Origin of the sequence: Rathayibacter sp. VKM Ac-2801 (genome assembly GCF_009834245.1) — a bacterium.
In the GTDB taxonomy this organism is placed as follows: domain Bacteria; phylum Actinomycetota; class Actinomycetes; order Actinomycetales; family Microbacteriaceae; genus Rathayibacter.
The window spans coordinates 1,815,248-1,835,494 of record NZ_CP047183.1 but is presented as its reverse complement, the minus strand read 5'-3'; the positions used below and the strand labels follow the sequence as shown (position 1 = coordinate 1,835,494).

Here is a 20,247-nt window from a genome sequence, read left to right as displayed (position 1 = left end):
CGCCGGGGCGACCACGACCTCCAAGGAGCACTGCATGTCCCTCGCGACGACCGTCCTCGCCGAAGCAGCGGCCCACACGGAGCTGCCGTTCCCCCCGATCGTCTTCGGCCTGATCGCCGCCGTCGCCTTCACGGCCCTCGGCTTCGTCACCTGGAGCTACCGCGACGTGGCGAACCGCCACTCCCACAAGACCGGCGCCGGCTCCCACGACCAGCACGGTCACGGCCACTAGGCGGGGAGCCCAGCGATCGTGACGTCCGCCGCGAGCGGAGGCCCGCGGCGTCCCCGCATCGGCGTGATGGGCGGCACCTTCGACCCGATCCACCACGGTCACCTGGTCGCCGCCTCCGAGGTGGCCCAGTCGTTCGACCTGGACGAGGTCGTCTTCGTGCCCACCGGCCAGCCCTGGCACAAGAAGACGGTGACCTCCGCCGAGCACCGGTACCTGATGACGGTGATCGCGACGGCGTCGAACCCGCGCTTCACCGTCAGCCGCGTCGACGTCGACCGCATCGGGACGACCTACACGATCGACACCCTGCGCGACATCCACGCCGCGCACCCCGACGCCGAGCTGTTCTTCATCACCGGCGCGGACGCCGTCGCCCAGATCCTGAGCTGGAAGGACTACGACGAGCTGTGGGAGCTGGCCCACTTCGTCGCCGTCAGCCGGCCGGGGCACGTCCTCAACGTTTCGGGATTGCCGGCCCAGGACGTATCCTTGTTGGAGATTCCGGCACTGGCGATCTCCTCGACCGACTGTCGGAGCCGCGTCAACCGGGGTCATCCGGTCTGGTACCTGGTTCCCGACGGTGTCGTCCAGTACATCTCGAAGCACCACCTGTATCGGAGCACGTCATGACAGTTCAGCCCGAGGAGAAGCCGCTCACCCGGCGCGAGATCCGCGAGCGCGAGAGGCGCGAGGCCGGTGCGGCCCCGACCGCCGCCGTTCCGACGACGTCCCGCCGAGCTGCCACCGCGACCGTCACCACCGCCGGCGACATGCCCGTGCTGACCCCCACCCAGGCCCTGCGGATCACCCCCGTCGAGCCCAGCCCGGCGAGCGAGCCCGACCTGCGCACCTCCTCGATGGAGATCGTCGCCACCGAGAACGCCACGGGCCGCCAGCTGACCCGTCGGGAGCTGCGCGCGCTGCTGGCGCAGCAGCAGGCGGAGAAGGTCGCCGCCGCCCCGGAGGCTGAGCCGCCTGCGGACGAGGAGCGGTCCGACGACGAGCGCTCCGACGTCGAGGGCGCTCTCGAGCGCGCATCGGCGCTCCCGCCGACCGGGGCGGTCCCCGTGATCGAGGCGGCCGATGAGTCGCGCGATGCGGAGCCGGTGCCCGAGGGCGCAGTGGAGCAGGAGCCGGAGGCGGACGAGGACGTCGCCACCGGGGACGCTCCTGAGGCGTCTGCGCAGGACGCGGACGAGTCCGCATCCGGCGCGACCACGGACGTCGACGAGTCCGAGGTGCACGAGGCCGAGATCGAGAGTTCTTCCTCCGACGACGAGGCGCCGCACACGGACGCCTCGGACGAGCGGACCGCGGAGGACGAGCGGAACGCGGACGACGAGCAGCCGGCAGCCGACGAGCAGCCCGAGCAGCCGCACTTGAACACCGCTCTCTTCGCGTCGGTGGGCGGATCCCTCGACATCGTCGACGAGAAGGCCACCGAGATCACCGGGAGCTTCGAGCCGCCGATCGAGCACCTCGCCATCACCGAGGAGCTCGACAGCAAGTCGAAGGAGGAGGTGGACGCCTCGTTCGACTCCCTCATCGCGAGCGGAGTCGCCGCGACCGGAGCCGCCACCACCACCAACGCGCTGATCCTGCCGACCACGGGCCCCGGTGCGACCGTCGGCACCGAGACGGGGGAGATCCTCGTCACCGGCTCGTTCGACCTCCCGCGCAGCCTCGGCTCCACAGGCCAGCACCCGAACCTCTACGACTCGCCCGATGTGGACCGCTACGTCGACCGCATCGACCGCGAGCAGCCCGCCGGCGAGTCCGAGCCGGTCCGGGCGTCCAGCGCGGTCTCCACCCATGCCGCGGGCACCTCGATGATCGCGCCGCAGAAGCGCGCCGGCGTCAGCGTCCCGGTGGTCCTCGCGATCACCGCGGCCGTCCTGCTGGTCGGCGCGATCGCGCTGTTCATCGGCGGCTTCGTGCTCAACATCTTCTGATCTCCACCACCGACACTGAAGGCTTCATGACTGCGACCGATTCCGCCCGCGCCCTGCTCCAGCTCGCGGCCACCGCCGCCGACTCCAAAGGCGGTGAGGACCTCGTGGCCCTCGACGTCTCGGGGCCGCTGCCGCTGGTCGACATCTTCCTCCTCGCCACCGGCCGCTCCGAGCGCAACGTGGTCGCGATCGCGAACGAGGTGGAGGACCGTCTGAACGACTCCGGCGCCAAGCTGCTGCGCCGCGAGGGCCGCGCGGAGGGCCGCTGGATCCTCCTCGACTTCGGCGACCTCGTCGTGCACGTCTTCCACGAGGAGGACCGCATGTACTACTCGCTCGAGCGCCTCTGGAAGGACTGCCCGACGGTGCCGTTCACCCTCGACCAGCCCGTCGCCGTCGACTCGTCGACGTCCTCGAACTGACGAACACGCCCGGCGTCGGCGCTCGATTTCACTTCACGCGGTTCGTGTTGTAGTTTATTCGAGTTGCTTCCGCCGGGCGGAGACAGCGCAAGACAGCACGAAGCACGACAGAACAACGCAAGGGTCCGTGGCGCAGCTGGTAGCGCACCTGCATGGCATGCAGGGGGTCAGGGGTTCGAATCCCCTCGGATCCACCGAACAGGTCCGCACTCCTCCGGGAGTGCGGACCTTCGTCGTTTCCGGTCGAGCGCTGTCCGGAGAGGCGTTGACCGGAGAAGCCCTGTCCGGCCGGCTCAGCCATGACCGGACCGGTCAGGTCGCCGCACGCCGCCGTCAGCGGTGGTTCGGCCCGACCGGCTCCACGTGGCCCCCGCACCCGGCGAGGAAGCCGGCGAGCTCATCCCACGCGTCCTCCCCGATCGTGGTGCTCGGGCGCCGTGCGAGTTCGGCCAGGGCGTCCGTCAGCTCCTCCGCTCCCGTCACGATCCTCGTGCGGGCCGGTCCCGTCCCCTGCCATCCCGGCGCGTACGTCCGGACGTCGGGGTGGCTGTAGAGCACGGCCGTCTCGAACCACGGCGTCGGCAGCCCCTGCAGGGCGAGGTGCTCCTTGAGCCTGGCCGCCTGGATCCGGACCTGCAGGGCGGGGACGCGCTGCTCGGTGTGAGTGCGGACCGTCCACCGCGACGCCGTCTCCGGTGCGATCTGAACCGCGAAGGCCTCGGGCAGGGCGTCCTCGTCGACGAGGACGCCGTAGGAGGGGTGGACGGTGCCGGGCCGGACGCCGTCGAAGACGACCCCCTGCCAGTACTTGGCCTCGATGATCAGCGCTCCGTGCCGGGTGAGCAGCAGATGGTCGATCTGAGCGAGGAAGCGGCGCGTCGTGCGCGCCTCGACCGGCACGAACACGACGTTCGTGGCGAGGAGGCCGGACAGTCCCGCCGAGGCGCACGCCTCCCGGATCAGAGTGTGCGAAACGGCCTCGCTCCTCCAGGTCCTGGCGAGCGCGGAACGGGTCTGCTCGGCCTCCTCCTGCGCCGTCTCGAGCTCGGTCCGGCCGACGACGAGCTCGGCGTCGTGCGTGCGCGTCAGGGCCCCCAGCGCCTCCTCATGGCTCCGGTCGCGCTGGGCGATCGACCGCTCGTGCTCTTCCGCGGCCTCGTCCGCGGCCTGCTCCGCCGCCGCTCTCGCTGCACTGCGCAGCCGGCGGCCGGTGAGGACCGTGATCAGGAGGGCCAGGAGCAGGACGGCCGCGACGGCCCAGGGCAGGTACTCGTTCATGGTCCCCAGGCAAGCACGGACCACCGACCGTGCGCCGCGACGGCTCCCGATCGCGCCGGTCCGGCAGGTCGGCCGCGTGCCGACTCCCTCCGCCCCGCGCGGTCTCATCACCCCGTTCTCGATCGTCGACGCGCTGCTCGCGGGACTCTTCGACGGAGTCCTGACCCGCCGCGAGGTGGACGCGCACGGCGATCCCGGCCTCGGCCGCGGCGACCACAGGGACGGCGAGCTCGTGACCCTCGACGGCGTGCACCGGCTCCTGCGAGGGGACGGCACCGTGGCCGTCCTCGCGCCCGACGACGTCATCGCCGTCCGCCTGCCCGATTCGGACGACTTCCTGCGAGCAGACCTGGACGTTGCGGCCGACGCCGACGCCGCGATCCGCGCCGTGGAGACCGACCATCCGCGGTGAGCGGCCCTACCCTGGACGCATGCCCACACTGCGCGACGTCCACGCCGTCATCGACCGCCTCTGGCCCGAGGCGGCCGCCGAGAGCTGGGACGCGCCCGGCCTGGTCACTGGCGACCCCGACTCCGCTGTGGAGCGGATCCTGCTCACGGTCGACGTGGTCTCCGACACCGTGGCGGAGGCCGTCGAGGGCGGATACCAGCTTCTGGTCGCGCACCACCCGCTGCTGCTGCGCGGCGTCACCTCGATCGCCGAGGACGGCTACAAGGGCCGCCTGCTCGCGGACCTGATCCGGAGCGGTTGCGCACTGATCTCGGCCCACACGAACGCCGACATCGTGGCCGACGGGGTCTCGGACGTGATCGCCGCCCGCCTCGGCCTGACCGGCACGACTCCGCTCGTCCCGGGCGCCGACCCCTCGGTCGGGCTCGGCCGGGTGGGCGACCTGCCCGAGGAGGTGACGCTCGGACGCCTGGCCGGGGCCGTGGCCGAGCTCCTGCCGGCCACCGCAGGGGGAGTGCGGGCCGCGGGCGGCTACGAGACGCCCGTGCGCCGCGTGTCGCTCTGCGGGGGAGCGGGGGACTCGCTCCTGGACGCGCCCGCCGTCCGCACGAGCGACGTCTTCATCACCGCCGACCTCCGGCACCATCCGGCGTCCGAGGCGCGTGAGAAGGCCCTGCACGGCACCGGGCCCGCCCTCATCGACGTCTCGCACTGGGCGAGCGAGTGGCTGTGGCTCGACGTCGCCGCGACCGCACTGCGGGAAGCCCTGCCCAGGGTCACCGTCGAGGTGAGCGAGACCCGCACCGACCCGTGGGATTTCGCGATCGTGCACTGACCCGCCGCGGGCACGGGAGAATGGACGCGGCGCGCCTGTACTGCGCGCCGGGAACGAGGACCGCCACGTGAAAGCCAGCCCCGCACACCAGCGCGAACTCCTGACTCTGGCGAGTCTGGACACGAGGGGCGCGCAGCTGCGCCACGCCCTCGCGACGCTTCCGCAGATCGCGCGGATCCAGGCGATGCAGGCCCGCGACAACGAGACCCGCCGCTCCCTCGCCGAGCGCACCGGGCGCCTCGAGGACGTGCGCACCGAGCTCGGCCGCATCGAGTCCGACGTCAGCGTGGTCGAGAAGCGCCTCACCCGCGATCGCGACCGTCTGCAGACCGCGTCCGCGGCCAAGGACATCGCTGCGCTCGAGAGCGAGATCACCTCCCTCGTGAAGCGCCGGGGAGACCTCGAGGACATCGAGCTGACCCTGATGGAGCGGATCGAGGGCATCGATTCCGAGGTCGCTGCGGCACAGGCCGAGCGCGACGAGGTCGTCGCGTCGCTCGGGACCCTCGCCGAGGAGCGCGACGCGCAGGCCGAGAAGCTCCGCGACAAGCAGGAGGCTCTCGCCCGGGACCGCGCGGACCTGGTCACGACGCTTCCGGAGGACCTGGTCGAGCTGTACGAGAAGCAGCGCGCCCGCTACGGGGTCGGCGCGGCCCTCCTCCGCGGGAAGGTGTCGGAGGGGAGCGGCGTGGCCCTCACCGAGTCGGACCTCTCCTGGATCCGCGCCTCCGCTCCCGACGAGGTCGTCCTCTGCCCCGACAGCGGCTGCATCCTGGTCCGCGGCGAGGAGTCGACGCTCGCCTGAGCCGTACACTGGACGGGCGAACGGGCCGGCAAGACGGTCGCGTCACCACGGCGAGAGCCGTGGTGCCGAGGAACGTCCGGGCTCCGCAGAGCAGGGCGGTGGGCAACACCCACCCGGGGCGACCCGCGAGACAGTGCCACAGAGAACAGACCGCCGTCGGCTCCGGCCGGCGGTAAGGGTGAAACGGTGGTGTAAGAGACCACCAGGGGCCGGAGTGATCCGGTCCGCTCGGTAAACCTCGCCCGGAGCAAGGTCAGACAGAGGACGATGCGGCTGCTCGTCGGGTCCTCGGGTAGACCGCTGGAGGGTCACGGCGACGTGGCTCCGAGAGAGATGGCCGTCCAGCGCCCGCCGAGAGGCGCGGCGTGAACAGAACCCGGCGTATCAGCCGACCCCTTCGCCACGAGATGCCCCGCCCCGGCGGGGCATCTCGCGTCTCCGCCTGCCGCAGTCCTCGCGCGACCGTCCGCGCTGGCAGCACGACGGCCGGGCGCGGCGGCTCCGGGGTCTCGACACGCCGCTCCGCGGCTCCTCGACCAGCACGACGCGGCCCACGTCCCGCCCTGCACGGGCGGACGCAGCGACTCCTCCACCGGCGTCCGGCAGGCGCCGATCCGGCGGAGGGGTCCCCCGGTCCGCTGTCCGGCCAGTCGACCAGCACCGCCCGGACGTGCCGCGCCGCACTCCGTCGTCGCTCATCACTGAGACACGACCGCTGAGCCTGTACAGGCCGCCCACGTCCGTCCACCGCCGCGCCGCTCGCAAGGCGAACCGGTGAAACGCGTCCCAGCGTTTCGCCGTAGCCGTCCGCACCCCGCTCCCCGGAACCCGCCGCCCGCCTCAGCCGACCGCGCCGTGGCGGGCGGTGACCGCCGCGGGAAAGGGTTCAGCCCCGTCCTGCGAGCGCGGCCGCGCCGAGGATGCCGGCGTTGTTGCGGAGCGCGGCCGGGACGATCGGGGTGCGCAGGTCGAGCAGCGGGAGGAACTCGTCGTGGTGCTTGGAGATGCCGCCGCCGACGATGAAGAGGTCGGGCCAGAGCAGCGCCTCGAGGTGGGAGTAGTAGCGCTGCAGGCGCTTCGCCCAGTGCTTGTAGTCGAGGTCGTCGCGCTCCTTGGCGGCGAACGAGGCCTTCTTCTCGTAGTCGCCGCCGTGGATCTCGAGGTGGCCGAGCTCGGCGTTGGGGATGAGGATCCCGTCGTGGATCTGCGCCGTCCCGATGCCGGTGCCGAGCGTGGTCATGATGACCAGGCCCTTCTTGTCCTTCGCCGCTCCGAAGCGCGACTCGGCGTAGCCCGCCGCGTCGGCGTCGTTGACGAAGAAGATGTTCCGGCCGATCGCGTCCTCGAACAGCTTCTCGGCCTCGAGGCCGATCCACTCGTCCGATACGTTCGCCGCCGACATCGTGCGTCCGTGGACGACGACGGCGGGGAAGCAGATGCCGACCGGGGTGTCCGAGGGCAGGTCCGGGATCTTCTCGAGGATCTGCTGGACGGTGGCGACGATGTCCTTCGGCGTGCCGCCCGGGGGAGTGGCGAGCTTCATCCGGTCGCTGAGCAGAGTGCCCGCGGCGAGGTCCACCGAGGCCCCCTTGATGCCCGTTCCCCCGATGTCGATCCCGATGGCGGTCGCCGCAGCAGTCATAGCGGCCATGCTAGCGAAGGGCGGGGGGTGCGGACCGACGCGGGCTGCGGCGTAGGATCGCGGCATGGCTGACGGCGACGCGAACTCCTGGTGGTACAACCTCAAGGCCGGCACGGTGGAGCAGGGCTTCGTGTCCCCCTCCGTCGACCGGGTGGGGCCCTTCTCCTCGCGCGAGGAGGCGGAGCACGCCCTCGAGCGGCTGCACGAGAACAGCCGCAAGTGGGCCGAGGAGGACGCCGCCGAGGACCGCTGACCGCGGCTACTCGTAGCTGTGCTCGGCGCCGGGGTAGGCGCCGGACTCCACGTCGTCCCGGTACGCGGTGACCGCTCCGGTGAGCACGCCGCGCAGATCGGCGTACTGCTTCACGAAGCGGGGGATGCGGCCGGTGGTGAACCCGGCGAAGTCCGTCCACACGAGCAGCTGTCCGTCGACGTGCGGTCCCGCTCCGACTCCGATCGTGGGGATGCGCAGCTCCTCCGTCACCTGACGCGCCGCGTCGGCGGGCACCATCTCGAGGACGACGGCGAACGCGCCGGCCTCCTGGACGGCGTGCGCGTCGGCGAGCAGCTGCTCGATGCCCTCGCCGCGCCCCTGGACCATGTGGCCGCCGAGCCCGTGCTCGCTCTGCGGCGTGAAGCCGATGTGCGCCATCACGGGGATGCCCGCCTCGACGATGCGCCGGATCTGCTCGGAGGAGCGGACCCCGCCCTCGAGCTTCACCGCGTGCGCGTGCGTCTCCTTCATGAAGCGGAACGCCGTGTGCAGCGCGTCGTCGGGGCCCGACTCGTAGGAGCCGAAGGGCATGTCGGCGACGACGAAGGCCCGCTCGACGGCTCCGGCGACGGCGCGCGCCAGCGGGATGAGCTCGTCGACGGTGACGGGCAGAGTGGTGTCGTAGCCGAGCACCGTGTTGCCGGCCGAGTCGCCCACGAGGAGGAAGTCGATCCCGGCGTCGTCGAAGATCTTCGCCGTCAGCTGGTCGTAGCTGGTCAGCCCGGTGATGCGGACACCGGAGTCCTTCGCGTTCTGGAAGTGGCGGGTTCGAACGCGTTTCACGGGCTGCGCTGACATGGGCGCCAGTCTACGGCGCGCCTCGGGCGCCCTGCGGGCCCCGGTCGGAGGCAGTAGCCTGAGGGTCGAAACAGGAGGGTCTGGATGGACAAGCAACGGGACTTCGTTCTTCGCACCATTGAAGAGCGAGGGATCAAATTCGTTCGCCTCTGGTTCACCGACGTCGTCGGCACGCTGAAGTCCGTCGCCATCGCGCCTGCCGAGGTGGAGGGCGCGTTCGCGGAGGGGCTCGGCTTCGACGGCTCCGCCATCGAGGGCCTCACCCGATCCTTCGAGGCCGACGTCCTCGCGCATCCGGATCCGTCGACCTTCCAGATCCTCCCGTGGCGCGGAGAGATCGACCCGACGGCACGGATGTTCTGCGACATCACCACGCCGGACGGCCAGCCCGCCGTCGCCGACCCGCGCAACGTGCTCAAGCGCACGCTGGCGAAGGCGGCCGAGCGCGGGTTCACCTTCTACACGCACCCCGAGATCGAGTTCTACCTCCTCAAGTCGTCGTCCTTCGGCGCCGAGGGCCCGGAGCCGGTCGACTCCGCGGGGTACTTCGACAACGTCCCCGGAGGCACGGCGCACGACTTCCGCCGCCGCTCCGTGCGCATGCTGGAGGACCTGGGCATCTCGGTGGAGTTCAGCCATCACGAGGCGGGCCCCGGCCAGAACGAGATCGACCTCCGCTACGCGGACGCGCTCACCACCGCCGACAACATCATGACCTTCCGCACGGTGATCAAGGAGGTGGCGATCGAGCAGGGCGTCTACGCGACCTTCATGCCGAAGCCGCTCTCCGGGCACCCCGGCTCGGGCATGCACACGCACCTCTCGCTCTTCGAGGGCGACGTCAACGTGTTCTACGAGCAGGGCGCCCAGTACCAGCTCTCGAAGCTCGGCCGCCAGTTCATCGCAGGCCTGCTGAAGCACGCCCCCGAGATCACCGCGGTGACGAACCAGTTCGTCAACTCGTACAAGCGCCTCTGGGGCGGCGACGAAGCGCCCAGCTACGTCTCGTGGGGCCACAACAACCGCTCCGCGCTCGTGCGCGTTCCGCTCTACAAGCCGAACAAGGGGCAGTCCTCGCGCATCGAGTACCGGGCGCTGGACTCCGCGGCGAACCCCTACCTGGCGTACTCGCTGCTCCTGGCGGCCGGGCTCAAGGGCATCGAGGAGGGCTACGAGCTCCCCGCCGAGGCCGAGGACAACGTGTGGGCCCTGTCGGACGCGGAGCGCCGGGCACTCGGCTACGGCGCGCTGCCCGCCAGCCTCGACCGCGCCATCTCGCTGATGGAGGAGTCGGAGCTCGTCGCCGAGACGCTGGGCGAGCAGGTGTTCAACTTCGTGCTGCTCAACAAGCGGAAGGACTGGGCCGAGTACCGCGCCCAGGTCACGCCGTACGAGCTGCGCAGCAACCTCGAGATGCTCTGACCCCTCGGCCATGCCCCGCGAACGCTCCCTCCGCGATGTCGCACGCCTCGGCTTCGCCGCGCTCGGCGAGACCGGGGAGCGGCTGGCCGAGGCGGAGGCGCTGGCCGGGCGGCAGCTCGAATCGGTGCTGCCCTCCTTCGCCCGGGTGGCGGATCCGGACGAGGCACTGCTCGCTCTGATCGACCTGCTGCGGCGGCACCGCGACCGGATGGACGCGGTCCTCGCCGACGACGAGGCTCTGACGCGGCTGCTGCTGGTGGTCGGGGCCTCCTCCGGCCTCGCCGACTTCCTCCAGCGCCGGCCCGACGAGCTGGCCAGCGTCCTCGAGCCCGTGCGCACCCTCCCGGGGCGCGCCGAGATGAAGGCCGAGCTGCTCGAGTCGGTCGGCGCCGTCGACGGCTTCTCGTCGCTCCGGGAGGAGGCGGGCTGGACGGCCCTGCGCGTGCGGTACCGCCGCCTCCTCACCAGGATCGTCGTCCACGACCTGAGCCAGGCCGACCCCGTCGCGGCGATCGACCGGGTGACGAGGGCGCTGGCCGACCTCGCCGGAGCTGCGCTGGAGGCGTCCCTCGCCGTGGCGCGGACCGAGCTGGTCGAGGGCACGGGCCCTGGCCGCTTCGGCCGGGACGAGGTCGCCGCCACCCGTTTCGCCGTCATCGGCATGGGCAAGGCGGGGGCGTCCGAGCTGAACTACGTCAGCGACGTCGACGTGATCTTCGTCGCCGAGGGCGACCCGGAGAAGGAGCTGTCGAACGCCCGCGCGATCGACGTCGCCACCCGGCTCGCCGTGCTCCTCATGCGCGGGACGTCCGCGCTGGCGATGGAGCCGGAGCTCTGGGAGGTCGACCCGAACCTCCGCCCGGAGGGCAAGCAGGGCGCGCTCGTGCGAACCCTCGAATCGCACATCACCTACTACGACAGGTGGGCGAAGAGCTGGGAGTTCCAGGCGCTGCTGAAGGCGCGCCCGCTCGCCGGCGACCAGGAGCTGGGGCGGGCGTACGTCGACGCGGTCGCGCCCAAGGTCTGGTCGAGCGCCTCCCGCGAGAACTTCGTCGAGTCGGTGCAGCGGATGCGGGAGCGGGTCACCGAGAACATCCCGCAGAACGACGTCCATTACCAGATCAAGCTGGGGCCCGGCGGCCTGCGCGACATCGAGTTCACGGTGCAGCTGCTCCAGCTCGTCCACGGGCAGACCGACGACGAGATCCGCATGCCCGGGACCCTCCTCGCCCTCGGCGCCCTCGCCGACCGCGGGTACATCGGCCGCTCCGCCGCCGAGGAGTTCGCACAGGACTACCGAGCCCTCCGGCTGCTCGAGCACCGCCTCCAGCTGCGGCGTCTGCGACGCACGCACCTCATGCCGCGGGACGAGCACGAGCTGCGGACCCTCGCCCGCTCCAGCGGCCTCGCCCGCACCGCGGAGGAGCTGCTGACCGTCTGGAACGGCATCAAGCACCGCGTCCGGGGCCTGCACGAGCGCCTGTTCTACCGTCCGCTGCTCTCCGCGGTCGCCGCGCTCTCCGACGGCGGCGCCGAGCTGTCCACCGGTCAGGCGGAGGCGCGCCTCGCCGCCATCGGCTTCGCGGACGCCCGCGGGGCGCTCGGCCACATCGCCGCGATGACCTCCGGCGTCTCGCGCCGCGCGAGCATCCAGCGCCACCTCGTGCCGGTGATGCTGCAGTGGTTCGCCGACGGCCCTGACCCCGACTACGGCCTGCTCGCGTTCCGGCGGCTCAGCGACGCGCTGGGCGGGACGCCCTGGTTCCTCCGGATGCTGCGCGACTCGTCGGGAGCGGCGAAGCGTCTGACCACGGTGCTCTCCGGGTCGCGCTTCGTGGGCGAGCTGCTCGACCGCATCCCGGAGTCGGCGGCCTGGCTCGAGGACGACGGCGCCCTCCGGCCCCGCAGCGCCGCCCAGCTCGCCGAGGAGGTGCGCGCCGTGCTCGCCCGGCACGAGACGCCCGACGCGGTCGCCTCGGTCCTCCGCTCGATGCGCCGGCGCGAGGTGCTGCGGACCGCCATGGGGGGCGTGCTCGGCCTCAGCTCGATCGAGGAGATCGCGACCAGCCTCACCGACATCATCAGCGCGCTGCTGGGCGGAGTGCTCGCCGCGATCCGGCGCGGCAGCGCGACCCGGCCCGGCGCCGACGCGGAGTTCGCGATCATCGGCATGGGCCGGTACGGGGGAGCAGAGCTGGGCTTCGGCTCCGACGCCGACGTGATGTACGTCCAGCGCCCCGGCACGGCCGAGCCGCATCAGGCCCAGCTCTACTCGCAGTTCGTCGTCGCCGAGCTGGTCCGGCTCACCGAGGACTCCCGCTTGCCGCTCGATCTCGACGCCGACCTGCGGCCCGAGGGCAAGAACGGGCCCCTCGTGCGATCCCTCGACTCGTACCGCGCCTACTACGCCCGCTGGTCCCTGACCTGGGAGGCGCAGGCGCTGCTCCGGGCGCGGGGAGTGGCGGGGGACCCGGCGCTCATCGAGGACTTCGAGGAGCTGGCCGACGGGGTCCGCTACCCGGGAGCGGTCTCCGACCGCGACATCCGCGAGGTGAAGCGGATCAAGGCACGGGTCGAGAGCGAGCGCCTGCCGCAGGGCGCCGACCCCCGCCGTCACCTGAAGCTCGGCCGCGGATCGCTCAGCGACGTCGAGTGGCTGGTGCAGCTCCTCCAGCTGCAGCACGCACGGCGGACCCCGGCGCTCCGGACGACCTCGACCCTCACGGCCCTCGCGGTCGCGGAGGAGGAGGGCATGGTCGGCTCGCAGGACGCGGAGCGGCTGCGCGCCGCGTGGATCCTCGCGTCGCGCGTCCGCTCGGGCACCACGCTCTGGGGCAACCGCACCAGCGACGTCCTCCCGACCGACCGCCGTCAGCTCGAGGGCGTCGCGCGCCTGCTGGAGTACCCGGCAGGATCCGCGACGGCGCTCGAGGACGACTACCTCGGCGTGACCCGCCGCTCCCGTGCGGTCTTCGAGCGGCTGTTCTACGGGCCGGCCCCGGAGGACGCCCCCTCCTACCGCTGACGCCGGGAGCCGGGAACGGCGAAGGGCCGCCCCTCCGAGGAGGAACGGCCCTTCGGCAGTGCTGCGGGATCAGACCCCGTAGTACAGCTCGAACTCGAACGGGTGAGGACGCTGCGCGAGCGGCTTGATCTCCTTCTCGCGCTTGTACTCGATCCAGGTGTCGATGAGCTCCTGAGTGAACACGCCGCCCTGGAGGAGGAAGTCGTGGTCGGCCTCGAGGGCGTCGAGCGCCTCGCCGAGGGTCGCGGGGACCTGCGGGATGAGCTTCGCCTCCTCGGGGGGCAGCTCGTAGAGGTCCTTGTCGACCGGCTCGTGCGGCTCGATGCGGTTCTTGATGCCGTCGAGGCCCGCCATCAGCTGGGCGGCGAACGCGAGGTACGGGTTGCCGGAGGCGTCGGGCGCGCGGAACTCGATGCGCTTGGCCTTCGGGTTGGTGCCCGTGATCGGGATGCGGATGGACGCGGAGCGGTTGCCGGCCGAGTAGACCAGGTTGACCGGCGCCTCGAAGCCCGGGATCAGGCGGTGGTACGAGTTGACCGTCGGGTTCGTGAACGCGAGGACGGCGGGGGCGTGCTTGAGCAGGCCGCCGATGTACCAGCGCGCGACGTCCGAGAGACCGCCGTAGCCGTTCTCGTCGTAGAACAGCGGCGTGCCGTCGTTCCACAGCGACTGGTGGGTGTGCATGCCCGAGCCGTTGTCGCCGAAGAGCGGCTTCGGCATGAACGTGGCGGTCTTGCCCCACTGCTCGGCCGTGTTCTTGACGATGTACTTGAACTTCAGGATGTCGTCCGCCGCGTGGACCATCGTGTCGAAGCGGTAGTTGATCTCGGCCTGGCCGCCGGTGCCCACCTCGTGGTGCGAGCGCTCGAGGATGAGGCCGGCGTCGATCAGCTTGAGGCAGATGTCGTCGCGGAGGTCGGCCTGCTTGTCGACCGGGCTGACGGGGAAGTAGCCGCCCTTGTAGGGCGTCTTGTTGCCGAGGTTGCCGCCCTCCTCGACGCGTCCCGAGTTCCAGGCGCCCTCGACCGAGTCGACGGAGTGGAACGCGGCGTTCTGCGTGACCTCGTAGCGGACGTCGTCGAAGATGTAGAACTCCGCCTCGGGGGCGAAGAACGCGGTGTCGGCGATGCCGGTCGACGCGAGGTACTTCTCGGCCTTCTTCGCGACCTGGCGCGGGTCCTTGGAGTAGATCTCGCCGTTGCGCGGGTTGTAGATGTCGAAGACGAGGATCAGCGTGCGCTCGACGCGGAACGGGTCCACGTAGGCGGTGGTCACGTCAGGGATCAGCTGCATGTCCGATTCGTGGATGTTCGCGAATCCGCGGATCGAGGACCCGTCGAAGAGCTGGCCGACGGAGAAGAACTCCTCGTCGACCGTCGAGGCGGGGATGTTGAAGTGCTGCTGGACACCGGGGAGATCGGTGAACCGGATGTCGAGGAACTTGACGTCCGTGTCCTTGATGAACGTGAGCACCTCGGAAGAATCTTTAAACATGCAAAGGTCTCCAATGGCGTAACGGGGTGCTGCAGAGCGCAGCCGTTCCAGGGTAGTGACAGGGGGTTTCCCCACCGTGTCCCTGTTGTTTCCGACATGTTACGGGGCCCGTCCGGGGTCGGGCTCCACGTCGCGGGCCGGACCACCCGCCCTCGGGCCGCGCCGAGACGCCGCGGATAGGATCGGAGGATGCCAGCCGCCGACCGCAGGACCTTCGCCGACGCCGCCCCGAGCTCGTACCCGGGGGAGCGCCTCGGCCTCCCCCGAGAGGGCCGTCTCTCGATCGGACGCTCCGGCCGCCGCATCGCCGCCCTGGCCGTCGACTTCGCCGTCGCCGCGCTGCTGTCGCTCGCATTCTTCGACTACGACCGGTGGGCGAGCCTGCTGCTGTTCGTCCTGCTGCAGGTCGTCTTCATCCCCACCATCGGCGGCAGCATCGGTCACCGCATGCTCGGGATGCGCGTCATCCGGCTCGGCGGGGGCTGGGTCGGCGTGTGGCGCCCGATCGTGCGCTCGGTGCTGCTGGCCGTGCTGGTGCCGGCGCTCGTCTGGGACTCGGATCAGCGCGGCTTCCACGACAAGGTGGCCGGGACGGTGCTCGTCCGCTACTGACGGGTGCCGCAGACGGAGCAAGCCGGCCGGGAGGGATCCCGACCGGCCTGCCGTGTCGTGCGTCAGCGCGAGCGCTGCGGGCGCACCTTGAAGGGGTCGACGCCCTTCGGGATGGGCAGCGACGTGTTGAGCGAGGAGAGGCGGTTCTTCACCGCGAGCACCTCGGCCTTGGTGAGGACCTTCTTCGTCTTCGAGAGGCGGCTCGGCACCTTGTGCAGCGGAGTCGCGTCGGCGTCGGAGCCGACGTGCACGAAGGTGACGGGGACGTTCGGCAGGATCCGCGACACCTTGCGCCGCTCGTCCTCGAGCATGCGCTTGGTGCGGGAGGCGGGGCCCTCCGCGATCAGCACGACGCCGCCACGCCCGACCGCGCGGTAGACGGCGTCCTGGGTCTTGCCGTTGACGGCGACGGGCATCTCACCGCCGGTCCAGGTGCCGCGCAGGCCGCTGCGCAGGACGGCGCCGACCGCCCCGGGCTGCCCGGCGATCTGACCGTAGGCGGCGCGCTCGGCGCGACGCGAGAGCACGGCGAGTCCGGCGACGAGGCCGGCCATCACGCCCACGATGATCCACAGCGCGATCACGAAGCCGTTGCCGTTGCCGAGCAGGATGCCGAGGAGCACGCCGAGCAGGATCGGGAGCAGGAGCGCGAGGAGGATGATCCAGACGGCGCTGCTGTCGTAGCGGCGGGTCATCTGGAACACCTGCCACATCTGCTTGAGACGTCCGGGTTCCTTGACCGCCTTCGTCGACGGTTCCGTGCTGCGTGCCATGACGTCAAGGATACCGAGCGGGAGCGCGGCGGCGGACCCCGGAGGCGGATCCGGCCCCTCCACAGAGGACGCGTGCGCCGATCCCTCCACCGATCGGGATCGGCGGGCCTCCTCCGCCGCTGTCTGCGGCCAGGCTCCCCTCATGACGAGCAGCGGGACGGTCCAGGGCCGGAGGATCGGCGGAGTGCGGGCGGGGAGGCGGCGGACGCCTGCGCCGGACGCCGCACCGCCGGTCGAGAGGACGATGCGGCCCCGGGACGCCGTGGCGCTGCAGGCCTCGCCGGTGGCTCGGCTCGCCGAGCACCGCCACCGTGAGCGCATCGTCCGGGTGGAGTCGTCTCCGAGGAGGTGCGTCGTCTCGACCGCTCCTGTCGTCGTCGCCACGCTCGAGAGGTTCCTGCGGGTCGAGCGGGGGATCGGACTCGGCGCGGCGGTCACCCTGCTAGCCCCCGTGGTCGGAGCCGTCCGCTCGGCCGCACTCGAGGGAGCCTGGCTGGGTCCGACGACGGACGACATCGGCCTGACGGAGGAGGGCCGGCCCCTGCTGCTGCTGACGACGCCCGCCGTCGACACCCCGCGTGCGGCGCGCGACGCGCTGCAGCGGGTCCTGGAGCGCCTCGGGATGCTCTGTCCGGAGCTGCCGGTCGCCGCACTCGCGCGGCACCGCGACCTGCTGGCGCTGGAGGGCGGCCTCTACGGACTCGCGGATCCGCAGGGGATCGGAGGAGCAGTGCGGGCCCTGCCGACGTCCGCGGCGGATGGACGGGGACGGGAGGCGGCGCCGGTCCCGGCTGCCCGGCACCGGCGGGTCCATCCGCTCGACGGCTGGCAGCACCACCTCCGGGCGTTCGTCGTCCGGCGTCGGGGACCGCTGTCCGTCGGGACGGCGATCGTGCTGGGAGCGGTGCTCGCCGGTTCGCTCGCGGGCGGGCCCGGTCGGCAGGGGCAGGATGCGGAGGCGTCCACCGGAGCCCGACCCGTCCCGACGCGGTCGACTCCGTCGGCGGTGGCGACGACCGCAGCACCGACGGCTCTCGTCGCGGCGCCCTCGCTCGACGCCGAGCAGGCGGCGAAGGTTCTGATCGACGCGGCGCGCGGATGCGGGGACGGGGAATGCGCCCGCGAACTGGTCACGGCGGACTCGCCGCTCGGAGTCACGGCGGACGGCCCCGCGTCCGCCGTCCCGGCGACGGGGGAGGTGTCGGCGGTCCTCGTCGACGTGAACGGCGCGTCGGCCGTCGTGCACCTCCGGACGGCCCCGGGAACGACAGCGGCCTCCGTCCTGATCATCAGGACGGAGGCCGGCTGGCTCATCCGCGACGTCTACGCCGGAGCGGCCTCGTGAGAGGCGCGCTCAGGGGGAGCGTGTCAGATGCCGAGGTCGTTCTCGAACGAGCCCTCCTCGAGGCGCTCCTTGATCGCGACCAGGAAGCGCGCCGCGTCGGCTCCGTCGACCGTGCGGTGGTCGTACGACAGCGCGAGGAAGACGGTCGAGCGGATCGCGATGGCGTCCGCGCCGTCCACCTGCACAACAGCCGGCTTCTTGGTGACGATGCCGGTGCCGAGGATCGCGGTCTGCGGCAGGAACACGACGGGCGTGTCGAAGAGGGCTCCGCGCGAACCGGTGTTGGTCAGCGTGAAGGTGCCGCCGGCGAGCTCGTCGGGCTTCAGCTTGTTGTTGCGGGTGCGCTCGGCCAGGTCGCCGATGGTGGAGGCGATCTGCGCGAGGTTCAGCTCGGACGCGTTCTTGAGGACCGGGGTCAGCAGGCCGCGCTCGGTGTCGACGGCGATGCTGATGTTCTCGTGGTCCGGGTAGACGATCGACTCGCCGTCGAGGGTCGAGTTGATCACCGGGTAGGCCTTGAGCGCCTCGGCCGCCGCGAGGGCGAAGAACGGGAGGAAGGACAGCTTGGCGCCGGTCTTCTCCTGGAAGCTCTTCTTGACCGAGTCGCGGAAGCGGGCGACCGCCGTGACGTCGACCTCGATGACCGAGGTGAGCTGGGCGCTCGTCTGCATCGACTCGACAGCGCGCTGCGCGAGGACCTTGCGCAGGCGCGACATCGGCTGCGTGGTGCCGCGGAGGGGCGAGGTCTCGAGCGGGGTCCGCGCGGCCTTGGCGGCTGCGGCGGCGGGCGCCGAGACAGGGGCGGCCGGAGCCGACTTGGCGGCCTCGACCGCGTCGAGGACGTCCTGCTTGCGGATGCGGCCGCCGACTCCGGTGCCCGTGAGGGTGGAGAGGTCGATGCCGTTCTCGCCAGCGAGCTTGCGCACGAGCGGGGTGACGTAGCCGGGGTTGGAGTCGGTGGGCTCCGGGGAGGCGGCGGGCGCGGCGGCAGCGGGGGCCGGGGCGGCGGCGGCCGGGGCGGGAGCCGACGGAGCGGGGGCCGCGGCCTCGGGGGCGGCGGGCTTCTCGGCAGCCGGGGCGGGCTCGGGCTCGGCCGGGGCGGGAGCCTCGGCGTCGCTCTCGGCGTCGACCGACGGGGTCGCCTCGTCGGTGGCCTCGGTCTCGGCGGCCTGGACCTCGGGGGCCTCCTCGGCGGGAGCCTCGGGCTCGGACGCCGACGCGGCTCCGGAGCCGTCGCCGATGCGCACCAGCTCGGCGCCGACCTCGACGGTCTCGTCCTCCTGGACGAGGATCTCCTCGATCACGCCCGCGACGGGGGACGGGATCTCGGTGTCGACCTTGTCGGTCGAGACCTCGAGCAGGGGCTCGTCCACCTCGACGCGGTCCCCGACGTTCTTCAGCCAGCGGGTGACCGTTCCTTCCGTGACACTCTCTCCGAGTGCCGGGAGGCTGACGGATTCGCTCATGAGCCTGTCTCCTTAAGACGCTTGTGTTTCGATGTCCAGCTTACTGATGCGGAAGCGGCGGGTCGCCGCACCGCAGTGGTTCTACAGGGCGTGCAGCGGCTTCCCGGCCAGAGCGAGGTGCGCCTCGCCGAGCGCCTCGTTCTGAGTGGGGTGCGCGTGCACGAAGGGCGCGACGTCCTCGGGGTGCGCCTCCCAGTTCACGATGAGCTGAGCCTCGCCGATCAGCTCGCCGACGCGGGCTCCGATCATGTGCACGCCGACGACGGGACCGTCGACCAGGCGCACGACCTTCACGGAGCCGGTGGTCCCGATGATCGTGCTCCGGGCGTTGCCGCCGAGACCGTAGTCGTACACGGCGACGCGCTCGGCGCCGTACTCGGCGATCGCGCGGGCCTCGCCGAGGCCGACGGAGGCCACTTCCGGGTCGCTGTAGGTCACCTTCGGGACGTTGACGTCCGAGACGGCCTGCGGCCCCAGGCCGGCGATCTCCTCCGCGACGAAGATCCCCTGCTGGAAGCTCCGGTGCGCGAGCTGGAGCCCCGGCACGATGTCACCCACGGCGTACACGCCGGGGACGGAGGTCTGCAGGCGCTCGTCGGTCAGCACGAAGCCGCGGTCGAGTCGGACCCCGGCCTCCTCGAGGCCGATGCCCGCGGTCACCGGGCCGCGGCCGACGGCGACCAGCAGGAGCTCGCCCTCCACCGTGGCGCCGCTCTCCAGCGACACGGACACGCCGCCCTCGCTCTGCGAGACCGATGCGACGCGGGATCCCAGCTGGAAGGCGATGCCCCGCTTGCGGAAGGCGCGCTCCAGCTGCTTGCTGACGCTCTCGTCCTCGTTGGGGACGAGGTGGGGGAGGGCCTCGACGATCGTGACCTCGGCGCCGAACGAGCGCCAGACGCTCGCGAACTCGACGCCGATCACTCCGCCGCCGAGGACGACGACGCTGGCGGGCACGTGGTCGAGCTCGAGCGCCTGGTCGCTCGTCAGGATGCGGCCGCCGATCTCGATCCCGGGAAGAGTGCGCGAGGCGGACCCGGTGGCGACGACGACCGATGCGCCGTGGAGCACGTGCTCGCCGACCGTCACGGTGCCGGGCGCGGTGAGGCGGCCCTCGCCCGTGACGACCGTGATGCCGCGCGAGGACACGAGGCTCTGGAGCCCCTTGTACTTGCCCGCGACGACGCCTTCGCGGTAGCGCGTGACGCCGGCCATGTCGATCCCGGTGAAGCTCGAGAGCACACCGTACTTCTCGCCCTCGCGGGCGCCGTCCGCCAGCTCGGCGGCGTGCAGGAGGGCCTTGGTGGGCACGCATCCGCGGTGCAGGCAGGTGCCGCCGAGCTTGTCGCGCTCCACGAGCGCGACGCTCATCCCGAGCTGCGTCGCCCGGAGGGCCGCCGCGTACCCGCCGCTGCCACCTCCGAGCACGACCAGGTCGTAGCGCTCTTCCGACACCCAGT

General features: G+C 71.7%; 19 protein-coding genes, 1 tRNA gene and 1 other RNA gene. 14 read left to right on the top strand and 7 right to left on the bottom strand.

What is annotated here, in order from left to right; translation table 11 throughout:
- Window positions 1–34 precede the first annotated feature (34 nt).
- The 5 genes from GSU45_RS08425 (at window position 35) to GSU45_RS08405 (ending at window position 2,800) form a co-directional block, all read left to right on the top strand.
- Window positions 35–232, top strand: coding sequence for a hypothetical protein (locus tag GSU45_RS08425; RefSeq protein ID WP_104223679.1), 198 nt, complete (start codon window positions 35–37; stop codon window positions 230–232).
- Window positions 233–250: 18 nt separating this feature from the next.
- A complete protein-coding gene (gene nadD, locus GSU45_RS08420; protein ID WP_104223678.1) occupies window positions 251–862 on the top strand; it encodes a nicotinate-nucleotide adenylyltransferase in 612 nt (203 codons plus the stop codon).
- Complete coding sequence (locus tag GSU45_RS08415) at window positions 859–2,184, top strand: hypothetical protein (protein ID WP_159914213.1); 1,326 nt, start codon at window positions 859–861, stop codon at window positions 2,182–2,184. The genes nadD and GSU45_RS08415 overlap by 4 nt, the downstream gene beginning before the upstream one ends.
- Window positions 2,185–2,210: 26 nt before the next feature.
- A complete protein-coding gene (gene rsfS, locus GSU45_RS08410) occupies window positions 2,211–2,606 on the top strand; it encodes a ribosome silencing factor (RefSeq protein WP_159914211.1) in 396 nt (131 codons plus the stop codon).
- 121 nt (window positions 2,607–2,727) lie between these two features.
- Window positions 2,728–2,800, top strand: a tRNA-Ala gene (locus tag GSU45_RS08405).
- Window positions 2,801–2,939: 139 nt separating this feature from the next.
- Here GSU45_RS08405 and GSU45_RS08400 read toward each other — a convergent pair.
- The gene (locus GSU45_RS08400) at window positions 2,940–3,884 is read right to left on the bottom strand and encodes a nuclease-related domain-containing protein (RefSeq protein WP_159914209.1); all 945 of its coding nucleotides are present in this window, start codon (window positions 3,882–3,884) and stop codon (window positions 2,940–2,942) included.
- Window positions 3,885–3,960: 76 nt separating this feature from the next.
- Here GSU45_RS08400 and GSU45_RS08395 point away from each other — a divergent pair, with 76 nt between their 5' ends.
- From GSU45_RS08395 to rnpB, 4 genes are all read left to right on the top strand, one after another.
- Entirely contained in the window at window positions 3,961–4,296 is a 336-nt protein-coding gene (locus GSU45_RS08395; RefSeq protein ID WP_159914207.1) for an acetolactate decarboxylase, read from the top strand.
- A 19-nt stretch (window positions 4,297–4,315) separates the two neighbouring features.
- Window positions 4,316–5,131 (top strand): Nif3-like dinuclear metal center hexameric protein, encoded by an 816-nt coding sequence (locus GSU45_RS08390; RefSeq protein ID WP_159914206.1) that lies wholly within the window; start codon window positions 4,316–4,318, stop codon window positions 5,129–5,131.
- A gap of 67 nt (window positions 5,132–5,198) precedes the next feature.
- Window positions 5,199–5,936 carry a hypothetical protein gene (locus GSU45_RS08385; protein ID WP_159914204.1) on the top strand — a complete coding sequence of 246 codons (738 nt, stop codon included), beginning with the start codon at window positions 5,199–5,201 and terminating at the stop codon, window positions 5,934–5,936.
- A 21-nt stretch (window positions 5,937–5,957) separates the two neighbouring features.
- An RNA gene (rnpB, locus tag GSU45_RS08380) (RNase P RNA component class A) lies at window positions 5,958–6,336 on the top strand.
- Window positions 6,337–6,822: 486 nt separating this feature from the next.
- On the opposite strand, the gene ppgK is transcribed toward rnpB, so the two are convergent.
- A complete protein-coding gene (gene ppgK, locus GSU45_RS08375; RefSeq protein ID WP_159914202.1) occupies window positions 6,823–7,578 on the bottom strand; it encodes a polyphosphate--glucose phosphotransferase in 756 nt (251 codons plus the stop codon).
- A 64-nt stretch (window positions 7,579–7,642) separates the two neighbouring features.
- On the opposite strand from ppgK, the gene GSU45_RS08370 reads away from it, so the two are divergent.
- Window positions 7,643–7,831 (top strand): SPOR domain-containing protein, encoded by a 189-nt coding sequence (locus GSU45_RS08370; RefSeq protein WP_104223671.1) that lies wholly within the window; start codon window positions 7,643–7,645, stop codon window positions 7,829–7,831.
- Window positions 7,832–7,837: 6 nt separating this feature from the next.
- On the opposite strand, the gene panB is transcribed toward GSU45_RS08370, so the two are convergent.
- Entirely contained in the window at window positions 7,838–8,650 is an 813-nt protein-coding gene (panB, locus tag GSU45_RS08365) for a 3-methyl-2-oxobutanoate hydroxymethyltransferase (protein WP_159914200.1), read from the bottom strand.
- An 84-nt stretch (window positions 8,651–8,734) separates the two neighbouring features.
- Here panB and GSU45_RS08360 point away from each other — a divergent pair, with 84 nt between their 5' ends.
- On the top strand, window positions 8,735–10,072 hold the full coding sequence (locus tag GSU45_RS08360) for a glutamine synthetase family protein (RefSeq protein WP_068253236.1): 1,338 nt from the start codon (window positions 8,735–8,737) through the stop codon (window positions 10,070–10,072).
- A gap of 10 nt (window positions 10,073–10,082) precedes the next feature.
- Window positions 10,083–13,097, top strand: a complete 3,015-nt coding sequence (locus GSU45_RS08355) for a bifunctional [glutamine synthetase] adenylyltransferase/[glutamine synthetase]-adenylyl-L-tyrosine phosphorylase (RefSeq protein WP_159914198.1) — start codon at window positions 10,083–10,085, stop codon at window positions 13,095–13,097.
- 69 nt (window positions 13,098–13,166) lie between these two features.
- On the opposite strand, the gene glnA is transcribed toward GSU45_RS08355, so the two are convergent.
- Window positions 13,167–14,591: a type I glutamate--ammonia ligase gene (gene glnA, locus GSU45_RS08350; protein ID WP_068253230.1), complete on the bottom strand. Its 1,425-nt coding sequence runs from the start codon at window positions 14,589–14,591 to the stop codon at window positions 13,167–13,169.
- A 189-nt stretch (window positions 14,592–14,780) separates the two neighbouring features.
- Between glnA and GSU45_RS08345 the strand changes: the two genes are divergently transcribed.
- Window positions 14,781–15,203, top strand: coding sequence for an RDD family protein (locus tag GSU45_RS08345; RefSeq protein WP_159914196.1), 423 nt, complete (start codon window positions 14,781–14,783; stop codon window positions 15,201–15,203).
- A gap of 62 nt (window positions 15,204–15,265) precedes the next feature.
- Here GSU45_RS08345 and GSU45_RS08340 read toward each other — a convergent pair whose 3' ends face one another.
- Window positions 15,266–15,976, bottom strand: a complete 711-nt coding sequence (locus tag GSU45_RS08340) for a DUF4191 domain-containing protein (RefSeq protein ID WP_104223728.1) — start codon at window positions 15,974–15,976, stop codon at window positions 15,266–15,268.
- 142 nt (window positions 15,977–16,118) lie between these two features.
- On the opposite strand from GSU45_RS08340, the gene GSU45_RS08335 reads away from it, so the two are divergent.
- Entirely contained in the window at window positions 16,119–17,321 is a 1,203-nt protein-coding gene (locus GSU45_RS08335) for a hypothetical protein (protein ID WP_159914194.1), read from the top strand.
- A 23-nt stretch (window positions 17,322–17,344) separates the two neighbouring features.
- Here the strand turns inward: GSU45_RS08335 and sucB are convergent, their stop codons facing one another.
- Window positions 17,345–18,787 carry a 2-oxoglutarate dehydrogenase, E2 component, dihydrolipoamide succinyltransferase gene (gene sucB / locus GSU45_RS08330; protein WP_104325722.1) on the bottom strand — a complete coding sequence of 481 codons (1,443 nt, stop codon included), beginning with the start codon at window positions 18,785–18,787 and terminating at the stop codon, window positions 17,345–17,347.
- Window positions 18,788–18,868: 81 nt separating this feature from the next.
- Window positions 18,869–20,242 carry a dihydrolipoyl dehydrogenase gene (gene lpdA, locus GSU45_RS08325; RefSeq protein WP_159914192.1) on the bottom strand — a complete coding sequence of 458 codons (1,374 nt, stop codon included), beginning with the start codon at window positions 20,240–20,242 and terminating at the stop codon, window positions 18,869–18,871.
- Between the last annotated feature and the right edge of the window lie 5 nt (window positions 20,243–20,247).